The sequence below is a fragment of the Proteus sp. fly-1013 genome, assembly GCF_040140245.1.
GTDB lineage: Bacteria > Pseudomonadota > Gammaproteobacteria > Enterobacterales > Enterobacteriaceae > Proteus > Proteus mirabilis_B.
Genome location: NZ_JBEEWD010000012.1, coordinates 57,526 through 74,540, shown reverse-complemented (window position 1 = coordinate 74,540; position 17,015 = coordinate 57,526). Strand labels below are relative to the sequence as shown.

The following is a 17,015-nucleotide window of genomic DNA, read 5'->3' as shown; positions in this document are numbered from 1 at the left end:
AGTTCGTTTAGTGATTGGTTTCATTACACTCTCCAATTTCAGATTGGAAAAGTGTCAACCTTATTCAGGACGGGTCACGCTAAGTAAAAAAGAGCCTTTTAAGGCTCTTTTTTATTGCATTAGTTTTCAACTTCACCAATTCCATTAGGATCAGCTATATCGGGTAATTTCTTTTTTTCTGATGAGCTAAATCCACTGGATAATGTATTAATTAGCGTACTTTTTTTCATCGAAATAATCGCTTCTTGCGCTGGCTTTAACCAAGACGCAGGTTTTGGCTCTTTCGGTTGTTCTGTTGGTGGCACAACTTTTGGCGGTTCGGGTTGTATCGGTTTTTCTATTTGTGGTTTTAATAGCGCACTTGGTGCCACAAGTTGAATATCAGCAGGTAATAAAGGCAACTGCTGCTGTAATGCTCTAACAGTCGAGGGATGAGGATGTCCGATAGCAATGGCGGAGCCATTTTTTCGTGCTAAAGCAATAGCGCGGGCAAGTTGTTGGCGAGTCTCTGCTTCTGTTTGTACGTTATCGAGAAAAACATGTCGACGCAAAGAAGGAACTCCTGCGGCTTTAGCAGCAATAGCAGCTTGTGTATTACCAATGGTCACGCTATCTAAAAAATAGAGATTAGAGTGATTAAGCGCTTTAATAACTCTATCCATTGCTTGTCTATCCGATGTCATTGCACTGCCCATATGGTTATTCATACCGACAGCGTAAGGAACATTACTAATAGCATGCTGAATAATGCGATTAATTTCAGCCTGATCCATTGACGGTTTTAGGGTATCGCGCTCTAGAGGTTGTTTGCTAATGGGCGCCATCGGCATATGGATGAGAATTTCACGCCCTTGTGCATGGGCTTTAGTCGCCACTTCTTTACCATGAGGAGAATCAGGCAAAATAGCGATAGAAATCGCAGTAGGAAGTTGTAAAACTTGGTTATCTTCTTTTTTACGATAACCAAAATCATCAATCACAATGGCTAATTTAGCTGCAAATGCAGGTGTACTTACAACCAGACTTAGCAACATTAAACTAAGTAAAAAAGAGCGCTTGCGTTGTAATGTGCCAAGTAATTTCAAACCTACCTCCCAAGCCAAGGAACAGGGTTCACTGCTTTTCCTTGACGTCTAATTTCAAAATAGAGTGCTGAACGCTCTTGTCCACCACTGTTACCAACTAAAGCAATAGATTGGCCTGCTTTAACCTGTTGGCCAACATTCACTAAAGCGCTTTGGTTATAACCATAAAGGCTCATATCACCTTTACCATGTTCAACCACGACGACTAAACCATAACCTTGAAGCCAATCTGCTAATAATACGCGACCATCAGCAATGGCTTTTACTTCAGTACCTTGTGCTGCTGGTATAACAATTCCTTTCCAACGTAATTCACCAGAGCCAGAAATAGACTCACCAAAACGGTGTAATAAAGAGCCTCTGATAGGCCAAATAGCTTGCCCCGCAGGTTTACCTAAACCGCCTGTACGTGACATTAATGACTGCTCTTCGGCTGTTGGTTTATAAGTTGAACCGCGCTGTTGGGCTTCTCGTTGTTTGGCTGCAATGCGTGCTGCTTCTCGGGCTTCACGCTCTGCTCGTGCTTTAGCTTCACGCTCAGCTTGAGCAATTTTATTTCTTAATTGAGCTTCATTAGCTCGCATGGTGGCTAAGTTTTTCTGATCTGCTTTTAAAGTTGATTCAAGTTGTGTCAGCGTTTTTTGTCGAGCAGCTAAAGCATTATCGAGTTTTTGTTTTTCTTGCTGTTGTTTAGTGAGAACCTGCTTTTGCTCATTCTGTTTTGCTTGCTGCGCTGCTTTTTCTGCTTCAAGCTCTTTTGATGTTTGAGCAAGCTCTGCCATTGTTTCTTTGCGAGCATCATTAATATAGCTGTAATACGCTAAAATACGCTCTTCACGCTGGCCTTCTTCACCACGAAATAAGAGCTCAATACCTTGGTGCTTACCTTGACGATACGCAGCATCCATTTGACGCGCTAATAACTCTTGCTGTGACTGATATTGTTTTTGTAAGCGAGCAATATTTGCGGTAATGGTTTTTATCTCTTTACTCAATGTTTGTAAGCGGTTTTGGGTTTCATGCACAGAACGCCCCGCACTGGAAATTTGGGTTTCTTGTGTTTTTAGTTGATTAAGAAGTGCAGTACGTTGTTTTTGTTGTTCTTGAACTTGTTTTTCTTTTTCCGCAATCGTGGTTTGCAGATCTTTTAGTTGATTGCGATTATCCGTTAATGTGTTAGCAAAAACAGGAGCGGCTGAAAAGAGGGTTGTACTAATAAGCAACGTGATTAACGGTAAAGAAAATACACGATAAGACGGATGTGTTTTTTTTTGAAGATCCATTTTCTTTGCCATCTGACCAACGTACCTTTCATAACAGTTTGTAAGATTATTCCATGCCATAAAACAACTGACCAGTTAACACGAAATAAAGCCGAAATTTCAGATAATACCTAACAGGTAATCTATTCAATTAATAAGAGATTATAAAGCAATAATCATAGGAGAGAGGAAAAAAGAGGGATTTTGTGTGACAGCGCAATAGAATATCACGCTGTCCACGAGAGAGATTATTCGACGATAGTACCCCAAAGATCATATTCGTCTGCATGTTCAATAAGAACACGAACGATTTGCCCTGGTTCTACATCAAATTGCTCATTGAGGTAAACTGCACCATCAATTTCAGGCGCATCAGCCATACTACGACCAATCGCACCTTCTTCATCCACTTCATCAATCATAACAAGCAACACTTTGCCGATTTTCTCTTGCAAGCGCTCAGTCGAAATTTGTTGCTGTAATTGCATAAAGCGATGATAACGCTCTTCTTTCACTTCTTCAGGTACTTGATCGGCTAATTCATTTGCCTTCGCACCATCAACAGGGCTGTATTTAAAGCAACCAACACGATCAAGACGTGCTTGTGTTAAGAAATCCAATAGCATTTGGAAATCTTCTTCTGTTTCACCCGGGAAACCAACAATAAAGGTAGAACGTAAGGTTAACTCAGGGCAAATTTCACGCCAGCGTTTTACACGCTCTAATGTACGCTCAACAGCACCTGGGCGTTTCATCAGTTTTAAAATCTTAGGGCTGGCATGCTGAAGCGGAATATCCAAATAAGGTAGAATTTTACCTTCTGCCATTAAAGGAATGACATCATCAACATGTGGATATGGATAAACATAATGTAAGCGAACCCAAATACCTAATTTTGCCAGTTGTTCACATAAACTGACCATACTGGTTTTGACAGGCATTCCATCCCAAAAACCCGTTTGATGTTTAGTATCAACACCATAAGCAGAAGTATCTTGAGAGATAACAAGTAACTCTTTTACTCCTGCATTAACTAATCTTTTAGCTTCACCTAAAACTTCACCAATTGGGCGGCTATCTAAATCGCCTCGCATTGATGGAATAATGCAGAACGTACAACGGTGATTACAACCTTCAGAGATTTTTAAATACGCGTAATGACGAGGCGTTAATTTTACACCCTGTTCAGGAACAAGGCTGAGAAAAGGGTTGTGATCAGGTTTTGGTACATAATGGTGAATATGAGATAAAACTTGTTCGTAACTATGAGGCCCTGTGATTTCGAGTACTTTAGGGTGCACTTCACGAATTTGGTTTTCTTTTGCACCTAAACAGCCGGTAACAATGACTTTACCGTTTTCATCGAGTGCTTCACCAATCGCTTCTAGCGATTCTTGTACTGCGCTGTCAATAAACCCACAGGTGTTGACGATGACTAAATCAGCATCATTATAGGTAGGAACAACTTGATAACCTTCTGTACGCAGTTCGGTTAGGATACGTTCAGAGTCCACTAAATTTTTAGGACAACCTAATGAAACGAATCCAATTTTAGGCACTTGATTTGTTTGCGACATGCTCGTGTTCTCAATACTTTTAAATAAATAACAGATAGTTGTTGTATCTCAGACAGGTATAAATCTTACGTAATATGGGAGATTTTATACGTAAGTAGCCACTATTAGGGATGCTGATTTATTAATAGCTTGCCTGAAGAGAGTTCCTGTAGAGTAAAAAGGTAAGGCCTTTTCAATTCATCATTTTTCACGGAACCAGCGCTAATGGTACATAAATCCGTCAATAAAAAAAATGATTGTTGAGAAACTTTCCGCAAAAATAGAAAGAGAAAAGCAGGAATAGGCTGTAATTGCGCCATGACAAAGGTATACTTTGGCTCTTTGATACTATTTTTAACCAACGAGAGTGATTGCATCCTATGCTGCAAGAAGTAATGCAATTTTTCAACCGGCACACCCTGTTAAGCTTTGTTTGGGTAGCGTTGCTGGTGGCGGTCATTGTATTGACCTTTAAAGGGCTTTTTTCTAAGACGAAAAATATTTCCCGTACAGAAGCGATTTCTTTGATAAACAAAGAGAATGCGGTGTGTGTTGATATCCGTAGCCGTGATGAATTCCGTAAAGGACACATCATTGATTCTATCAATTTAACGCCTTCTGAAATCAAAAATAATAATATTGCTGAGCTGGAGAAATATAAATCACAGCCAGTTATTGTTGTGTCACCATCAGGTATTGAAGGTGCAAAACCTGCAGAAAGCCTAATTAAACTCGGTTTTGAAAAAGTCTTTATCTTAAAAGATGGTCTTTCAGGCTGGAGTGGTGAGAATTTACCACTGGCTAAAGGTAAAAAGTAACGAGCGGGCAGATTGAGTTCTATACTTACTGCTATTCAATTAATAAGGATATAAAAAGGTAAGATTATTATGTCAGAACAGCAAAACCAAGAGATGACTTTTCAAATTCAACGTATCTATACAAAAGATATCTCTTTTGAAGCGCCTAATGCCCCACAAGTTTTCCAAAAAGAGTGGCAACCAGAAGTTAAATTAGATCTGGATACTTCTTCTAATACTCTAGCTGAAAACGTCTATGAAGTTATTCTGCGCGTTACTGTAACCGCAACAATGGATAACGAAACTGCATTCCTGTGTGAAGTTCAACAAGCAGGTATCTTTACCGTTGAAGGTATCGAAGGCACTCAACTGGCACATTGCTTAGGTGCATATTGCCCTAACGTTCTGTTCCCTTACGCTCGTGAATGTATCACTAACTTAGTTAGCCGTGGTACTTTCCCACAACTGAACTTAGCACCTGTTAACTTTGATGCGTTGTTTATGAACTATTTACAACAGCAACAAACTGATGCGGCTAATGAAGGGGCTGAAGAAGCTTAATGAACGCTTCTATGACAGTTATCGGTGCCGGTTCATACGGCACCGCTTTAGCGATTACCTTAGCGCGCAATGGTCATGACGTTGTACTTTGGGGTCATGATCCTGAGCATGTTGCTGCATTAGAGCAAGCACGCTGTAATCAGGCATTTCTGCCCGATGTTTCCTTTCCTGATAGTTTATACATGGAAGCTTCTTTGCAAAAAGCCATTGAAGCCAGCCGTAATATTCTTGTTGTGATCCCAAGCCATGTTTTTGGTGATGTATTACAACAGATCAAACCCTTTTTACGTCAGGATGCAGGTGTTGTTTGGGCGACAAAAGGACTTGAGGCTCATACTGGGCGCTTGTTGCAAGATGTAGCGCGTGAAGTATTAGGTAATGAAATCCCGCTAGCAGTTTTATCAGGCCCTACTTTTGCTAAAGAGCTTGCCGCGGGTTTGCCCACTGCGATTTCTGTGGCATCAACGGATAATACGTTCTCTGAAGAGCTTCAACAGCTTTTCCATTGTGGCAAAAGTTTCCGTGTTTATAAAAATCCTGACTTTATCGGTGTGCAATTAGGTGGCGCGGTAAAAAACGTGATTGCGATTGGTGCGGGTATGTCTGATGGTATGGGATTTGGTGCGAATGCGCGTACAGCGCTGATCACCCGCGGACTTGCCGAGATGAGCCGATTAGGTAAAGCATTAGGTGCAGATGCTGCTACTTTTATGGGAATGGCGGGTTTAGGTGATTTAGTTTTAACCTGTACCGATAACCAATCTCGTAATCGTCGATTCGGTATGATGCTAGGTCAAGGCTTTGATGTTGATACAGCCCAAGAGAAAATCGGGCAGGTCGTTGAAGGTTATCGCAATACCAAAGAGGTTCGTGCATTAGCTGAGCAAGTTGGTGTTGAAATGCCTATCACAGAGCAGATCTACCAAATTTTATACCAGCATAAAGATGCTAAAGAAGCGGCATTATCTTTATTAGGCCGTGCAACAAAAGATGAGATAGACAGTAATCTTTTCTAAGTCTATTTTAGATAGTTATTTATTTCTGTTTTAAACATAAGAAGCCTAAGTTTTTACTTAGGCTTCAATGTAAAAAGAATGAGAGTGAGTATGTCGCTAGAAGAACTAAAAAGAGTCTGGGATCATATTAAAGATGAAGCAAGATGTTTGGCAGATTGCGAGCCAATTTTGGCGAGTTTCTTCCATGCGACATTACTCAAGCATGAAAATTTAGGCAGTGCCTTAAGCTATATGCTGGCGAACAAGCTGGCGACTCAAACTATGCCTGCGATTGCTGTTCGTGAGATTGTTGAAGAAGCATATCGTAGTGATAATTCTATGATTGAATCAGCAGCTTATGATATTTCAGCCGTTCGTTTACGCGATCCCGCAGTTGATAAGTACTCCACACCTCTGCTTTATCTAAAAGGTTTTCATGCTTTACAAGCTTATCGCATAGCGCATTGGCTATGGGGGCAAGATCGTAAAGCACTCGCTATTTACCTACAAAACCAGATTTCTGTGACTTTTGGGGTTGATATTCATCCAGCCGCTCGCATTGGTCATGGCATTATGCTTGATCACGCAACAGGTATTGTGATTGGTGAAACCGCTATCGTTGAGAATGACGTTTCTATTCTGCAATCCGTCACTTTAGGGGGTACAGGTAAAACCTGTGGCGATCGTCACCCTAAAGTGCGCGAAGGTGTAATGATTGGTGCGGGTGCTAAAATACTTGGCAATATTGAGATTGGGCGTGGTGCCAAAATTGGTGCTGGCTCTGTGGTATTACATGAAGTTCCTGCTCATACCACTGTTGCAGGGGTTCCTGCCCGCATTGTCGGTAAGCCAACGAGTGACAAGCCTTCACTCGATATGGATCAACACTTTAATGGTGTGGTGCCCGGTTTTGAATGTGGTGATGGCATTTAATGGCATTAACTGAAGTTACACTCTCTGAACTTAAGGCTTGTTTACACGCTGAATATATCGGTGATAACAAGCCTTTTAGTTGGATAAGACTATTTCATCGCGTTTTTTTCTGCCAACGTTCACGTTATCTATTTTGGTGGCGTGTCGCCCAATTCTTTTATTTCTCTGAAAACCGTTTTCTCAAAAAACTTGGCATTCGTATTGGTGCTAAAAATAATCGTAAGTATTGCAACGATATTTCACTAAGAACTCGCATAGGCAAAGGCCTTTCATTACCTCATCCGATAGGGATCGTACTGACTAATTACTGCCAGCTAGGTGAGAATGTGACGTTAATGCAAGGTGTGACCATCGGAGTAAAAGAGAAGGATGGTAAAGCAGATATTCGAGTTGGCAACCACGTTTATATTGGCTGTAACTCATCGATTATCGGCGGAGAGATAGAGATAGGTGATAATGCGGTGATTGGTGCTCACGCATTGGTATTAAAGGATGTGGGGGAAGGGTGTAGGTATATCACCAAAGTCATTGCTGAAATCAGACAACCATCAGAGTAATAAGTTAGATTTTTAGTTGTTTAAAATTAAAAAAGCGCTAGTCATTATTTATGATCAGCGCTTTTTACATTTCAGTCTCTTAGTAATGCACCAGGATAACCAAGTTGACGCCATGCTTCAAAAACTACAACGGCAACGGTATTTGACAGGTTCATACTACGGCTATCAGCAAGCATTGGAACTCTGATTTTCTGCTGTGTTGGCATATTGTCTAACACATAAGGCGGTAAACCACGGGTTTCAGGCCCAAAAAGGAGATAATCTCCATCTTGATAGCTCACATTGCTATGTGCTGGTGTACCTTTTGTCGTTAACGCAAATACACGCGCACCTGTTGGTGATTGTGCATTATCAGGGTTTAAGCCTTCACTTTCTAAAAAAGCATAGTAATCGTGATGCTGTTTAATATCAGCAAACTCACGATAATCAAGCCCTGCACGACGTAGACGTTTATCATCCCAAGTAAAACCCAATGGCTGGATTAGATGAAGATGAAAGCCTGTGTTAGCACACAGGCGGATAATATTCCCCGTATTCGGTGGAATTTCGGGTTCAAATAAGACGATATTGAGCATATAAAGCCTAAGACAAGATGTAGAAACTAATATTATTTCAAAAGACCCAGTTTTTTAGCTAAAGAAGGAAATTTAGATCTAAAAAAACCATTAAAAGCATAATGAGAAAAATAATAGGAAGCTAAAAATATATTAAGATTCTCTATATCCCGATAAATCTGCCATTGGTGCTTTGCTGCATCAAGTTTATTGGAAGAGATTGAATTTTCTCTTATATTATAAGAACCAAGCGACTCATTTATTCCATAAGCATAAGGTGTTTGTTTCAGTAGTTTTAACCAGAGAGCATAATCCTGTCTTTTTCTTATTGATGGCATTGAGAAATCAGTAAATTTATCTTTATCAAACATTACTGTTAAACAACCAATAGAACAGACTTTTAGCATATCTGAATAACTTACTTTTTCAGGAACCCCAATTTTACAGATAAAAGCGTCATCTTCAGAAACTCTATCATAAGCAGAAAAACAAAAATCTATATTATTAGATAGCATAAAATTAAGTTGTTTTTCTAACTTATCATCTCGCCAATAATCATCACTATCTAAAAAGCAAATAAAACGCCCATTAGCAAGTGATAATCCTTTATTACGAGTAATTCCAGCACCTTGATTAGATTCATTTTTTAATATCTTAATCCTCTCATCTTTATAAGAGGAGATTACTTCAATAGTATTATCATTAGAGCAATCATCAATAATTATTAATTCAAGATTTTTATAGGATTGTCTCAAAACTGAATCTATAGACTTCCGTATATACTCTCCTGAATTATAGGATGGCATAATAATAGATATTAAAAAATTAGTATTTTTGGATAACATTAGAACTACGGCCTAATTGAAGGAAAATATATAATTAATCGTTACCAAATAGGTCACGGGTATAAACTTTTTCTTCAACATCACGTAGTAACGATGCCATTCTATTGGTAATAATAACATCAGAGATCGATTTAAATTCATTTAAATCACGAACTAATTTTGAATTAAAGAAGGTTTCTTCTTTCATCTCTGGTTCATAGATTACCACTTCAATCCCTTTGGCTTTAATGCGTTTCATAATACCTTGGATAGAAGAAGAGCGGAAATTATCAGAACCAGACTTCATAATTAAACGATAAACACCTACGATTTTTGGTGATTTAGCGATAATTGAGTCGGCAATAAAATCTTTACGAGTGCGGTTAGCTTCAACGATGGCACTAATAATATTATTAGGAACAGAGTCGTAGTTTGCTAACAGTTGTTTGGTATCTTTTGGTAAACAGTAACCACCATAACCGAACGATGGATTATTATAATGATTGCCGATACGAGGATCTAAACAGACACCTTCAATGATTTGTTTTGCATTCAAGCCATAAGCTTGAGCATAGCTATCAAGTTCATTAAAGTAAGCAACACGCAGAGCTAAATAAGTATTAGCAAATAATTTAATCGCTTCTGCTTCCGTGGAGTCAGTGAACAGAACATCAATATCTTTTTTCAGTGCACCTTGCTGTAATAGGTCAGCAAATTTTTGTGCTCTTTCTGATTGTTCACCAATAACAATACGAGATGGATAAAGATTATCGTAAAGTGCACGACCTTCACGTAAGAATTCAGGAGAGAAAATAATATTATCTGTATTATATTTCTCTCTCATTTCTTTGGTAAAACCAACTGGGATGGTTGATTTAATAATCATTGTCGTATTTGGATTATATTCTAAAACATCACGGATAACAGACTCTACCGATGAGGTGTTAAAATAGTTTGTTTTAGGATCGTAATCAGTAGGTGTTGCAATGATAACGAAATCAGCATCTTTGTAAGCGAATTCTTTATCTAAGGTTGCAGTAAAATCGAGTTTTTTGGTTGCTAAAAACTCTTCAATTTCTTTATCTGTAATTGGAGAGATTTTTTTGTTAAGTAATTCAACTTTTTCTTTATTGATATCTAACGCAACAACTGTGTTGTTTTGGGAAAGAAGTACCCCGTTAGATAGACCGACATAGCCGGTACCTGAGATTGTGATTTTCATTTTATATACCTTATTTCTTGTGCAGTAATATCAAAAATTACTGTATTTTTTTGAATATAGATTCCCATTGTTTAATTATATATTCATCATTTAATACATTTTTTCTTATTTTAAAGCAGTTTTCATTAAATCTATCTATATTAAAGTATAATGTTTCGATGGCTTTTTTTATATCTTCTGCTAATTGAAGATTTGTATCCATATTTTCTATTTTTTTTGCATAATTAAGTGCTTTCCCTGAAAAGTTTGGCTTTTTAAACTTATCATATGGGTGATATCTATTTTCTATTAAAATTCCAGTAACACCATCTATAATATACTCGGGAATTGCAAAAGTATTTGTGGCTATTGATGGTTTTTTTAATTTTATACCTTCAAGTAGTGATAGAGCATGTGTATCAAAATATGTTGGATGAATAATTATATCTATTTTCTTTATTAGTTCTAAGTATTCACTAGTCGATAATTTAAATGGGATTAGCTTGATATTTTTTGATTTTTTAGTTGATATGTTTCTCAGTATATCTTCATCTGTTACTAAATATAATTCAATATCTAAGTGTTTCAGAGACTCAAAAGCGAGTATAACTTCTCTCCCTCCTTTTAAATTGAAACTACTTGAGCAAAATAATAGTTTTAGAGGTAATATTGATAAATTGAGTGCATCATTAGGAATGATTTTTTTTTCTGTTGATGAATAAGGATATATCACCCCTAAGTTTATACTTTCAAATAAATTTTCTATTTTTGCTTGAGTAAAAATTTGTTTGGTAGATTCCTGTGATGCTTCAGAATAAAAAATAAATCCTTTAAAGTTTTTCTTTCTTATTAACCTCTTGAAGAAAAATAGATTTATTTTATTTATTTTTTTTGTATTATAGGAAAATAAACCGATACCAGATTCAACATAAACTACATAATTTTTTTTAGTAAATATAAGTTTAGAACCAGATTCTATAATTAATTGAATATTATCTGGAATTGGAGAGAGTAAATGATATGGAACTAGCCATTCTAAAGGCGGAAGCCATGGTATTGATTTGGATAAATCTAGTATCTTTTCTTTGAAACTTTTTTTCTCAAACATTTGTTTTGTTTTTTCTTGAGAAAAACTGCAACCTAACTTCATGGCTAAGTTTTTTATCCACTGTCTAGGAGTTCTAAAATAGATATTAATATTATTGTGCTTTTCCACTTTTAAGATGCATTCCTATTTTAATGTATAAAATAATATAAAAAATAACACTATATATTAAATAACAGTATATATATTCGATTGAAGATTGGTTTGTATATTTTGAAATTAATATCAGAAATATAAATATAAATAACTTAAAAATTTCAAAGTATAATTGAAATTTATGTTTTTCTAGATATGTTAATGATTGCGATATGGGAATTACTGCACCTTGCACTATACAAAGAAATAGTATAGGTGTTAAATATATTTTTAATTCTGCCCAATTATTCATAGTTTCATTATTAAACGTCGTAATTATGAATGTCATAAATAAATAAATAAATGAAAATATTATAATGTTCGTAATGAAACAAAAAATACTTGTTTTATAAAATAAAATTGATGCTGATTTTCTTTCTTTCTTTCTTAGTTTTTCTGAGAATTCTTTATTATAGACTTGCATAATTATTCTCAGAATGAAATTAGAGGGGTTAATAAATAAACGCTGCATAATATTTATTAATCCTAATACATAGGAGCCAAATAAAAATTGTATACTAATTGGTAGCATTTGGCTGGTAAAACTATTTATTAGACTAGATATGCTATTGGTTATATAGTAACTTTTATATTTTTTTAATATATAGCTATATAAGTTTGTTTTTTTTCTAAGGTTTTTTTTCAATATCTTTAGATAAAAAAGGCATAAAATAGAAAGTAAAGTAGATGATAAAAAATATCCTATTATAAGCCCTTCAGAAAAATCATATAATGACAATATTAGCTGTATTATAGGAATAGAACTGAGGAATAAAAATCTAATAATTGAAGCTTGATAATGCTTATTATTTCTTAATAAAATATTAGAAATAAAAGCTTGTAAGGCCTGAGAAAATATAGCTATAGATAAGTAAAAAGAAAATTTATATCCTAATAAGGATGATATTATAAAAACAGATAAAGAAATAAGAAGTGAAGAAAGTAAGGATAAAGTAATAATATTATTTAGTTCTTTATCCGTGCAGATCAGGCATATTGCTTCAAAGCGAAGGCAGGATATAGCTAAAAATAAACCAATCAAAGAAATAAAAAACGCATATTCCCCAAAGATACTAGGAGTGTATTTACTCATAAAAAATGGAGTTAAAATAAAAGTTATTCCATGACCAAATACTGGTCCTAATAATAGTTTTATAATTTTATTTTTCATTCTTTTTATTAAATAATAAAGGTGCTAATACTAAAAGTAAGATACCTGCATGAGTGAATAGAAAAGTTGAAAATGCACTACCTTGAATAGCATATATTGTTATAAAAATTAACCCAAAATACTTTGGAGGGAAATTTGAATTTTTTAAAACCTTGAATACTATACTAGCTAAAAGTATATTTATAAAGACTCCTATTTGACCTAAATTAGCATAACCATCACTAATATAGCCATTATTAGCACTCATTTCCTCACTGTTAAAATAAGTTTTACCAATTAATTGAGGAATGGTTTTATCAAAAGGATAATCTATAAAAAATGATAAATATGAATTTGAGTAGTAAGTAAAAGAGGATTGAAAAAAATCAAAGAAGTAGTAGTTTAATAGTGATGGAATAAAAAACAATCTACGTATTAATAATGATTCAGGTTCTTCAAAATCTACAAATATTCTTAAAGATAATATTACTATAAATAATGCTAGTGTTGCCTTTGTAATTTGAGAGTATTTTTCTTTATAATTATTAGCACCAATGTAAAAACCTAAAATAACAAAAAGGGTGAGAAATACAGATTTATGTGCTGTTGTCATAAATAGATATAGTAGTACTATACTTGATATAATGAATAATAGCTTATTCTTTTTTTCTAGAGCATATATGATACTGATAGGACATATCACTTTAGCTAACCAAAAATAACCATATACAGAAAATGATGTATTAGATAGTCTAGACTCTCTTCGTATATCATATATGTCTTTAAATAGAAAAACATTAAAATTAAGTTTTATGCCATGTGCTAAAACCACAGGAATCAGACAAAGTAACATAAGAGAAAACAAAAGAAGTAGTATAGACCTTTCTGATAGTTTTATCTTCTTAAATTTAATATTAATAGTAAAATTTAAAATGATATTTGTTATTGGAACCGCCATTAAGGACCAGGTGATTATACTAATAGTAGATAGTTGATAGGAATATAAAACACTGTTTGGAATGGTGTTGAATATCAAAATAAAAAAGCAAATTAGCCTATTAAAATCATTTTTAATAAAAATATAGTATAAAAAACATAAATTTAATAAGCTATAGGAAATAAAAAAATCCAATAAAGAAAACTTGTTCGAAAATCCCATGTATGAATATTTTATGGATGTAAAACTTCCATAAGAGAATAGAAATATAAAAAATATAATAGTTGGTATGATGAAGTTACTTAGCTTTTTCATAAATATTGATATACTTTGTTATTATTTCTTCTAAAGAAAAGGATTCTTGGGATTTTTTATAAATTTTAATTTTTAAATCTGTAAGTAATGCATGGTTTTCAATTAAATTATTGAGTAAAAGATATAATTCTTCTGGAGATGAAATAAAGAATGCTCCATCATCTGAACTTAAATACCCATCTATTCCGGTATCTTTTTTTCCAATAATAACACATCCATTAATTGCTGCTTCTATATATACCATTCCGAATGTTTCATTATCACTTGGTAATATAAAAATATCGCTCTTACTGAATATATTTAAAACTTCATTATTATTTTTCCAACCATGGAAGTAGATATCTTTATTTTTTGTAGATGAAAGTTCATTATATAATGGGCCATCACCAATAATATTTAGTTTTATATTTTTTGTGTGACTGCTTATTTTATTAAATACATCGATTACCCAATCTATATTTTTTCTTTCTATCAATTGAGCACAGGTTGTTATTGTTATTTTATTTTCATTTTTTATGGGGAATGTCGATGGAAACTTGCTTTTACTAACTCCATGTGGAATGTTAATCGTTTTTATATTAAAAGTATTTTCTATATATTCTTTTATACTCTTATTGATGGCAATAACAAAAGATGCATTTTCTAAGACAAGTTTATATTTATCAAAATAAAAACCTGAGTGTTTTATTTTCTTTATTCTATCAACATCACCCTGTCTAATACTAACAATATAATTTATATTTTTTTTCTTGGCTAGTTTATAAGCAATCAATCCATCAGGTAAAATATAATGAGCATGAATAACATCTATATTTTTAATAAAATCATAAACATCATTTTTTATATATGAACTACATAAAAAAAACTCATAAAATTTTGGCAACCTAATAAAATTATAAAATAAAAGTTGTATATTATTATCTATGTAGGTTGTTTGTTTTAGAGTGGAAAAAATTTTATATCTCTGAGGTAAAAAAGGAAGTTTAGGTATGTATTCTGCAGGAAATAATACTTGTTGATAAATTCCTTGTTTTTTTAATTCCTTTATAATATTAAGAATTATTGGATTACCATTTAGGTTTTTTATAGGGATATTTCTAGTGATATGTAAAATATTCATATTTAGCATAGCTACCGCACTGGGTTTACGGCCCCCAGAGCGCCAAAATTCATCTCGAAAAACTCTTATCTAATTGTAATATAAGAGTTTTGTTATATAAGCATATTTTATCAATATGCGAAAAACCGCACTGAGAGTAGACTCTTCAAACCAGACGGTCAAGTAATAGCTGGGTATTTTAGCATTGATTGAGGATATATAAATACTGGAATAGCTGTTGATTCAGCCAGATCATTCTGAATTACATCAACAAACGTTAATGAAAAGAATATGCCACCTATTCATCAATAGGCGGCAGGATGTTTTGATACAACAGTTTAATTACTTGATTTTAAATATCACCCTATTACTCGTTGCTTTGAATTTTTTAGTAGCATATGATTTTTTATGATAGTGTTTGCTAGCTATGATTTTATCCTGCTTATTGGAGTATATATTTAAATATAAGGCACTGGTAGAAAGGCAAAAGTGTATGAGCGTGCCAATAAAAATAGTAGATTAAGAAGGAATGGTTTTTTAGCTAATCATTGATGTAATATTGATAGGAAATGGGGAAGTAAATTAGAGCTAATATGGGTTAATATCATTTAAATCAATTGCATATAAGTTTTTATATTGGTAAATAAGAGTTTTAATATTTTTATCAATAACTTATTATTTATTATGCTTTTTTTTACTTTCTAAATATTCTATTTCTAGATTTAATAAATCTTTTTTTCTTTCTTTGATCCTTTTAGCTGGATTGCCAAAATATATACCCCATGGCTTTGTGCTTTTTGTAACCATCGATAACGCGCCAACAGCTGTCCCTTCCGCAATATTAACACCAGGCATAATAATGGAATTTGTTCCTATAATTGCATGTTTCCCAATTATAATATTTTTTTCCTTTAATCCCTTATATTTTAACGGTACAGTTGGATTTGTCATTGTTCTACCACTATAGTCATCAGTTCCAGTAAATACATGACAACCATATGCTAATCCAGAAAAGTCTTCAAAAAAAATACTGCATTCACCGGCACTTAGATTACAAAATGCGGCAATATGAATATTGTTTTTTAAATGAATTTTTCCAGATAAAATAACAAAATCATCGATACGGCAGTCATTTCCAATTTCAATTTCTTCTGGTCTATATATGGACGTTTTTGTACTTATTTTACAATTTTTACCAATACTTTTAAAACCAATTTCTAATAGTTGTTCTTGAGTATAGAATGACATATTTAGCCTATATAATTTTAAAATTATTGAGTTGATTAATTATTTCATCTTTACTACAGTTCATTAGAATATCAATCATTGATAAATTACCTATAAAGGTAGATGAATTCATTTGTGGATAATTTGTGATTAATGGTTTGATAAATCCTAATTGTATATTTCTTTTTTGAAATTCTTTTTTATCGTAGAGTTCCATTCCTCCAATTGCATTTATATATTGTTTGGAATTATTTATTTCACATAAGTCATATATTTTTTCTTGAGCACTATTTTTCCGATCATAATCAATACTTGAGGAAAAATTATAGTTGAAATCTAATGAAAGATATTCAAATACCTTAATAATTGATAGTGAAGTTATATTTGATACATTTCTGTTTTTATTATTGAATATTGATTCAATTAATGGGTAAATCTCATGAAAATATTTTGATTTAGAATATGACATTTCTATTGTTAATAAAATTTTTTTTGTTTCTTCAGCGAAATATAATTCATTTATTAACTTATTTTGAGATGCGTTTTTTATAGGCAGTGAAAATAGAAAAACTCCATTTTTAGTTGCTATATTATTCCTATTTATATATCCTTTTTTTATATAATTAACATCATCATAAAAGATAAAAAGATCACTGCAGTAAGCTAATTGGTAGTATCCTATGTACGGGAATAGATAGGGCTGCATAACAGCTAGTTTCATT

The 17,015-nt window shown here is 33.6% G+C and carries 17 protein-coding genes; 5 read left to right on the top strand and 12 right to left on the bottom strand.

What is annotated here, in order from left to right; all coding sequences use genetic code 11:
• Nucleotides 1–119: 119 nt before the first annotated feature.
• The 3 genes from ABN236_RS18300 to rimO all read right to left on the bottom strand — a co-directional run bounded on the left by ABN236_RS18300 (nucleotide 120) and on the right by rimO (nucleotide 3,924).
• Nucleotides 120–1,034: a divergent polysaccharide deacetylase family protein gene (locus ABN236_RS18300; RefSeq protein WP_349474624.1), complete on the bottom strand. Its 915-nt coding sequence runs from the start codon at nucleotides 1,032–1,034 to the stop codon at nucleotides 120–122.
• Between the two features lie 53 nt (nucleotides 1,035–1,087).
• The gene (gene envC, locus ABN236_RS18295) at nucleotides 1,088–2,380 is read right to left on the bottom strand and encodes a murein hydrolase activator EnvC (protein WP_102949433.1); all 1,293 of its coding nucleotides are present in this window, start codon (nucleotides 2,378–2,380) and stop codon (nucleotides 1,088–1,090) included.
• Between the two features lie 215 nt (nucleotides 2,381–2,595).
• Nucleotides 2,596–3,924 (bottom strand): 30S ribosomal protein S12 methylthiotransferase RimO, encoded by a 1,329-nt coding sequence (rimO, locus tag ABN236_RS18290; RefSeq protein ID WP_088494108.1) that lies wholly within the window; start codon nucleotides 3,922–3,924, stop codon nucleotides 2,596–2,598.
• Between the two features lie 359 nt (nucleotides 3,925–4,283).
• On the opposite strand from rimO, the gene ABN236_RS18285 reads away from it, so the two are divergent.
• The 5 genes from ABN236_RS18285 (at nucleotide 4,284) to ABN236_RS18265 (ending at nucleotide 7,746) form a co-directional block, all read left to right on the top strand.
• Nucleotides 4,284–4,721 carry a rhodanese-like domain-containing protein gene (locus tag ABN236_RS18285; protein ID WP_023583406.1) on the top strand — a complete coding sequence of 146 codons (438 nt, stop codon included), beginning with the start codon at nucleotides 4,284–4,286 and terminating at the stop codon, nucleotides 4,719–4,721.
• A gap of 69 nt (nucleotides 4,722–4,790) precedes the next feature.
• On the top strand, nucleotides 4,791–5,261 hold the full coding sequence (secB, locus tag ABN236_RS18280) for a protein-export chaperone SecB (RefSeq protein WP_006534205.1): 471 nt from the start codon (nucleotides 4,791–4,793) through the stop codon (nucleotides 5,259–5,261).
• Nucleotides 5,261–6,277 (top strand): NAD(P)H-dependent glycerol-3-phosphate dehydrogenase, encoded by a 1,017-nt coding sequence (gene gpsA / locus ABN236_RS18275; RefSeq protein ID WP_349474622.1) that lies wholly within the window; start codon nucleotides 5,261–5,263, stop codon nucleotides 6,275–6,277. Before secB ends, gpsA begins: the two co-directional genes overlap by 1 nt.
• Nucleotides 6,278–6,367: 90 nt before the next feature.
• On the top strand, nucleotides 6,368–7,189 hold the full coding sequence (cysE, locus tag ABN236_RS18270) for a serine O-acetyltransferase (RefSeq protein ID WP_088494105.1): 822 nt from the start codon (nucleotides 6,368–6,370) through the stop codon (nucleotides 7,187–7,189).
• Nucleotides 7,189–7,746, top strand: coding sequence for a serine acetyltransferase (locus ABN236_RS18265; protein WP_349474620.1), 558 nt, complete (start codon nucleotides 7,189–7,191; stop codon nucleotides 7,744–7,746). The genes cysE and ABN236_RS18265 overlap by 1 nt, the downstream gene beginning before the upstream one ends.
• Nucleotides 7,747–7,817: 71 nt before the next feature.
• On the opposite strand, the gene trmL is transcribed toward ABN236_RS18265, so the two are convergent.
• The 9 genes from trmL to ABN236_RS18220 all read right to left on the bottom strand — a co-directional run bounded on the left by trmL (nucleotide 7,818) and on the right by ABN236_RS18220 (nucleotide 17,014).
• Nucleotides 7,818–8,321: a tRNA (uridine(34)/cytosine(34)/5-carboxymethylaminomethyluridine(34)-2'-O)-methyltransferase TrmL gene (gene trmL, locus ABN236_RS18260; RefSeq protein WP_036933349.1), complete on the bottom strand. Its 504-nt coding sequence runs from the start codon at nucleotides 8,319–8,321 to the stop codon at nucleotides 7,818–7,820.
• A 32-nt stretch (nucleotides 8,322–8,353) separates the two neighbouring features.
• Complete coding sequence (locus tag ABN236_RS18255; RefSeq protein WP_349474619.1) at nucleotides 8,354–9,145, bottom strand: glycosyltransferase family 2 protein; 792 nt, start codon at nucleotides 9,143–9,145, stop codon at nucleotides 8,354–8,356.
• Between the two features lie 34 nt (nucleotides 9,146–9,179).
• Nucleotides 9,180–10,346, bottom strand: coding sequence for a nucleotide sugar dehydrogenase (locus tag ABN236_RS18250; protein WP_349474618.1), 1,167 nt, complete (start codon nucleotides 10,344–10,346; stop codon nucleotides 9,180–9,182).
• 37 nt (nucleotides 10,347–10,383) lie between these two features.
• On the bottom strand, nucleotides 10,384–11,541 hold the full coding sequence (locus ABN236_RS18245) for a glycosyltransferase (RefSeq protein WP_349474617.1): 1,158 nt from the start codon (nucleotides 11,539–11,541) through the stop codon (nucleotides 10,384–10,386).
• Nucleotides 11,525–12,736: a lipopolysaccharide biosynthesis protein gene (locus tag ABN236_RS18240; RefSeq protein ID WP_349474616.1), complete on the bottom strand. Its 1,212-nt coding sequence runs from the start codon at nucleotides 12,734–12,736 to the stop codon at nucleotides 11,525–11,527. The genes ABN236_RS18245 and ABN236_RS18240 overlap by 17 nt, the downstream gene beginning before the upstream one ends.
• Nucleotides 12,726–13,673 (bottom strand): hypothetical protein, encoded by a 948-nt coding sequence (locus tag ABN236_RS18235; RefSeq protein WP_349474614.1) that lies wholly within the window; start codon nucleotides 13,671–13,673, stop codon nucleotides 12,726–12,728. Before ABN236_RS18235 ends, ABN236_RS18240 begins: the two co-directional genes overlap by 11 nt.
• A 277-nt stretch (nucleotides 13,674–13,950) precedes the next feature.
• The gene (locus tag ABN236_RS18230; RefSeq protein ID WP_349474613.1) at nucleotides 13,951–15,087 is read right to left on the bottom strand and encodes a glycosyltransferase family 4 protein; all 1,137 of its coding nucleotides are present in this window, start codon (nucleotides 15,085–15,087) and stop codon (nucleotides 13,951–13,953) included.
• Nucleotides 15,088–15,741: 654 nt separating this feature from the next.
• Nucleotides 15,742–16,314, bottom strand: coding sequence for an acyltransferase (locus ABN236_RS18225; protein WP_349474612.1), 573 nt, complete (start codon nucleotides 16,312–16,314; stop codon nucleotides 15,742–15,744).
• Between the two features lie 7 nt (nucleotides 16,315–16,321).
• A complete protein-coding gene (locus tag ABN236_RS18220) occupies nucleotides 16,322–17,014 on the bottom strand; it encodes a WbqC family protein (protein ID WP_349474610.1) in 693 nt (230 codons plus the stop codon).
• Nucleotide 17,015: the final 1 nt, after the last annotated feature.

Bases quoted from the DNA above. Each gene is read 5' to 3' on its own strand.
- ABN236_RS18225 (WP_349474612.1), bottom strand. From the start codon at position 16,314: ATGTCATTCTATACTCAAGAACAACTATTAGAAATTGGTTTTAAAAGT.
- ABN236_RS18250 (WP_349474618.1), bottom strand. From the start codon at position 10,346: ATGAAAATCACAATCTCAGGTACCGGCTATGTCGGTCTATCTAACGGG.
- secB (WP_006534205.1), top strand. From the start codon at position 4,791: ATGTCAGAACAGCAAAACCAAGAGATGACTTTTCAAATTCAACGTATC.
- ABN236_RS18255 (WP_349474619.1), bottom strand. From the start codon at position 9,145: ATGTTATCCAAAAATACTAATTTTTTAATATCTATTATTATGCCATCC.
- ABN236_RS18220 (WP_349474610.1), bottom strand. From the start codon at position 17,014: ATGAAACTAGCTGTTATGCAGCCCTATCTATTCCCGTACATAGGATAC.
- ABN236_RS18230 (WP_349474613.1), bottom strand. From the start codon at position 15,087: ATGAATATTTTACATATCACTAGAAATATCCCTATAAAAAACCTAAAT.
- cysE (WP_088494105.1), top strand. From the start codon at position 6,368: ATGTCGCTAGAAGAACTAAAAAGAGTCTGGGATCATATTAAAGATGAA.
- envC (WP_102949433.1), bottom strand. From the start codon at position 2,380: ATGGCAAAGAAAATGGATCTTCAAAAAAAAACACATCCGTCTTATCGT.
- trmL (WP_036933349.1), bottom strand. From the start codon at position 8,321: ATGCTCAATATCGTCTTATTTGAACCCGAAATTCCACCGAATACGGGG.
- rimO (WP_088494108.1), bottom strand. From the start codon at position 3,924: ATGTCGCAAACAAATCAAGTGCCTAAAATTGGATTCGTTTCATTAGGT.
- gpsA (WP_349474622.1), top strand. From the start codon at position 5,261: ATGAACGCTTCTATGACAGTTATCGGTGCCGGTTCATACGGCACCGCT.
- ABN236_RS18265 (WP_349474620.1), top strand. From the start codon at position 7,189: ATGGCATTAACTGAAGTTACACTCTCTGAACTTAAGGCTTGTTTACAC.
- ABN236_RS18300 (WP_349474624.1), bottom strand. From the start codon at position 1,034: ATGTTGCTAAGTCTGGTTGTAAGTACACCTGCATTTGCAGCTAAATTA.
- ABN236_RS18285 (WP_023583406.1), top strand. From the start codon at position 4,284: ATGCTGCAAGAAGTAATGCAATTTTTCAACCGGCACACCCTGTTAAGC.
- ABN236_RS18240 (WP_349474616.1), bottom strand. From the start codon at position 12,736: ATGAAAAATAAAATTATAAAACTATTATTAGGACCAGTATTTGGTCAT.
- ABN236_RS18235 (WP_349474614.1), bottom strand. From the start codon at position 13,673: ATGGCGGTTCCAATAACAAATATCATTTTAAATTTTACTATTAATATT.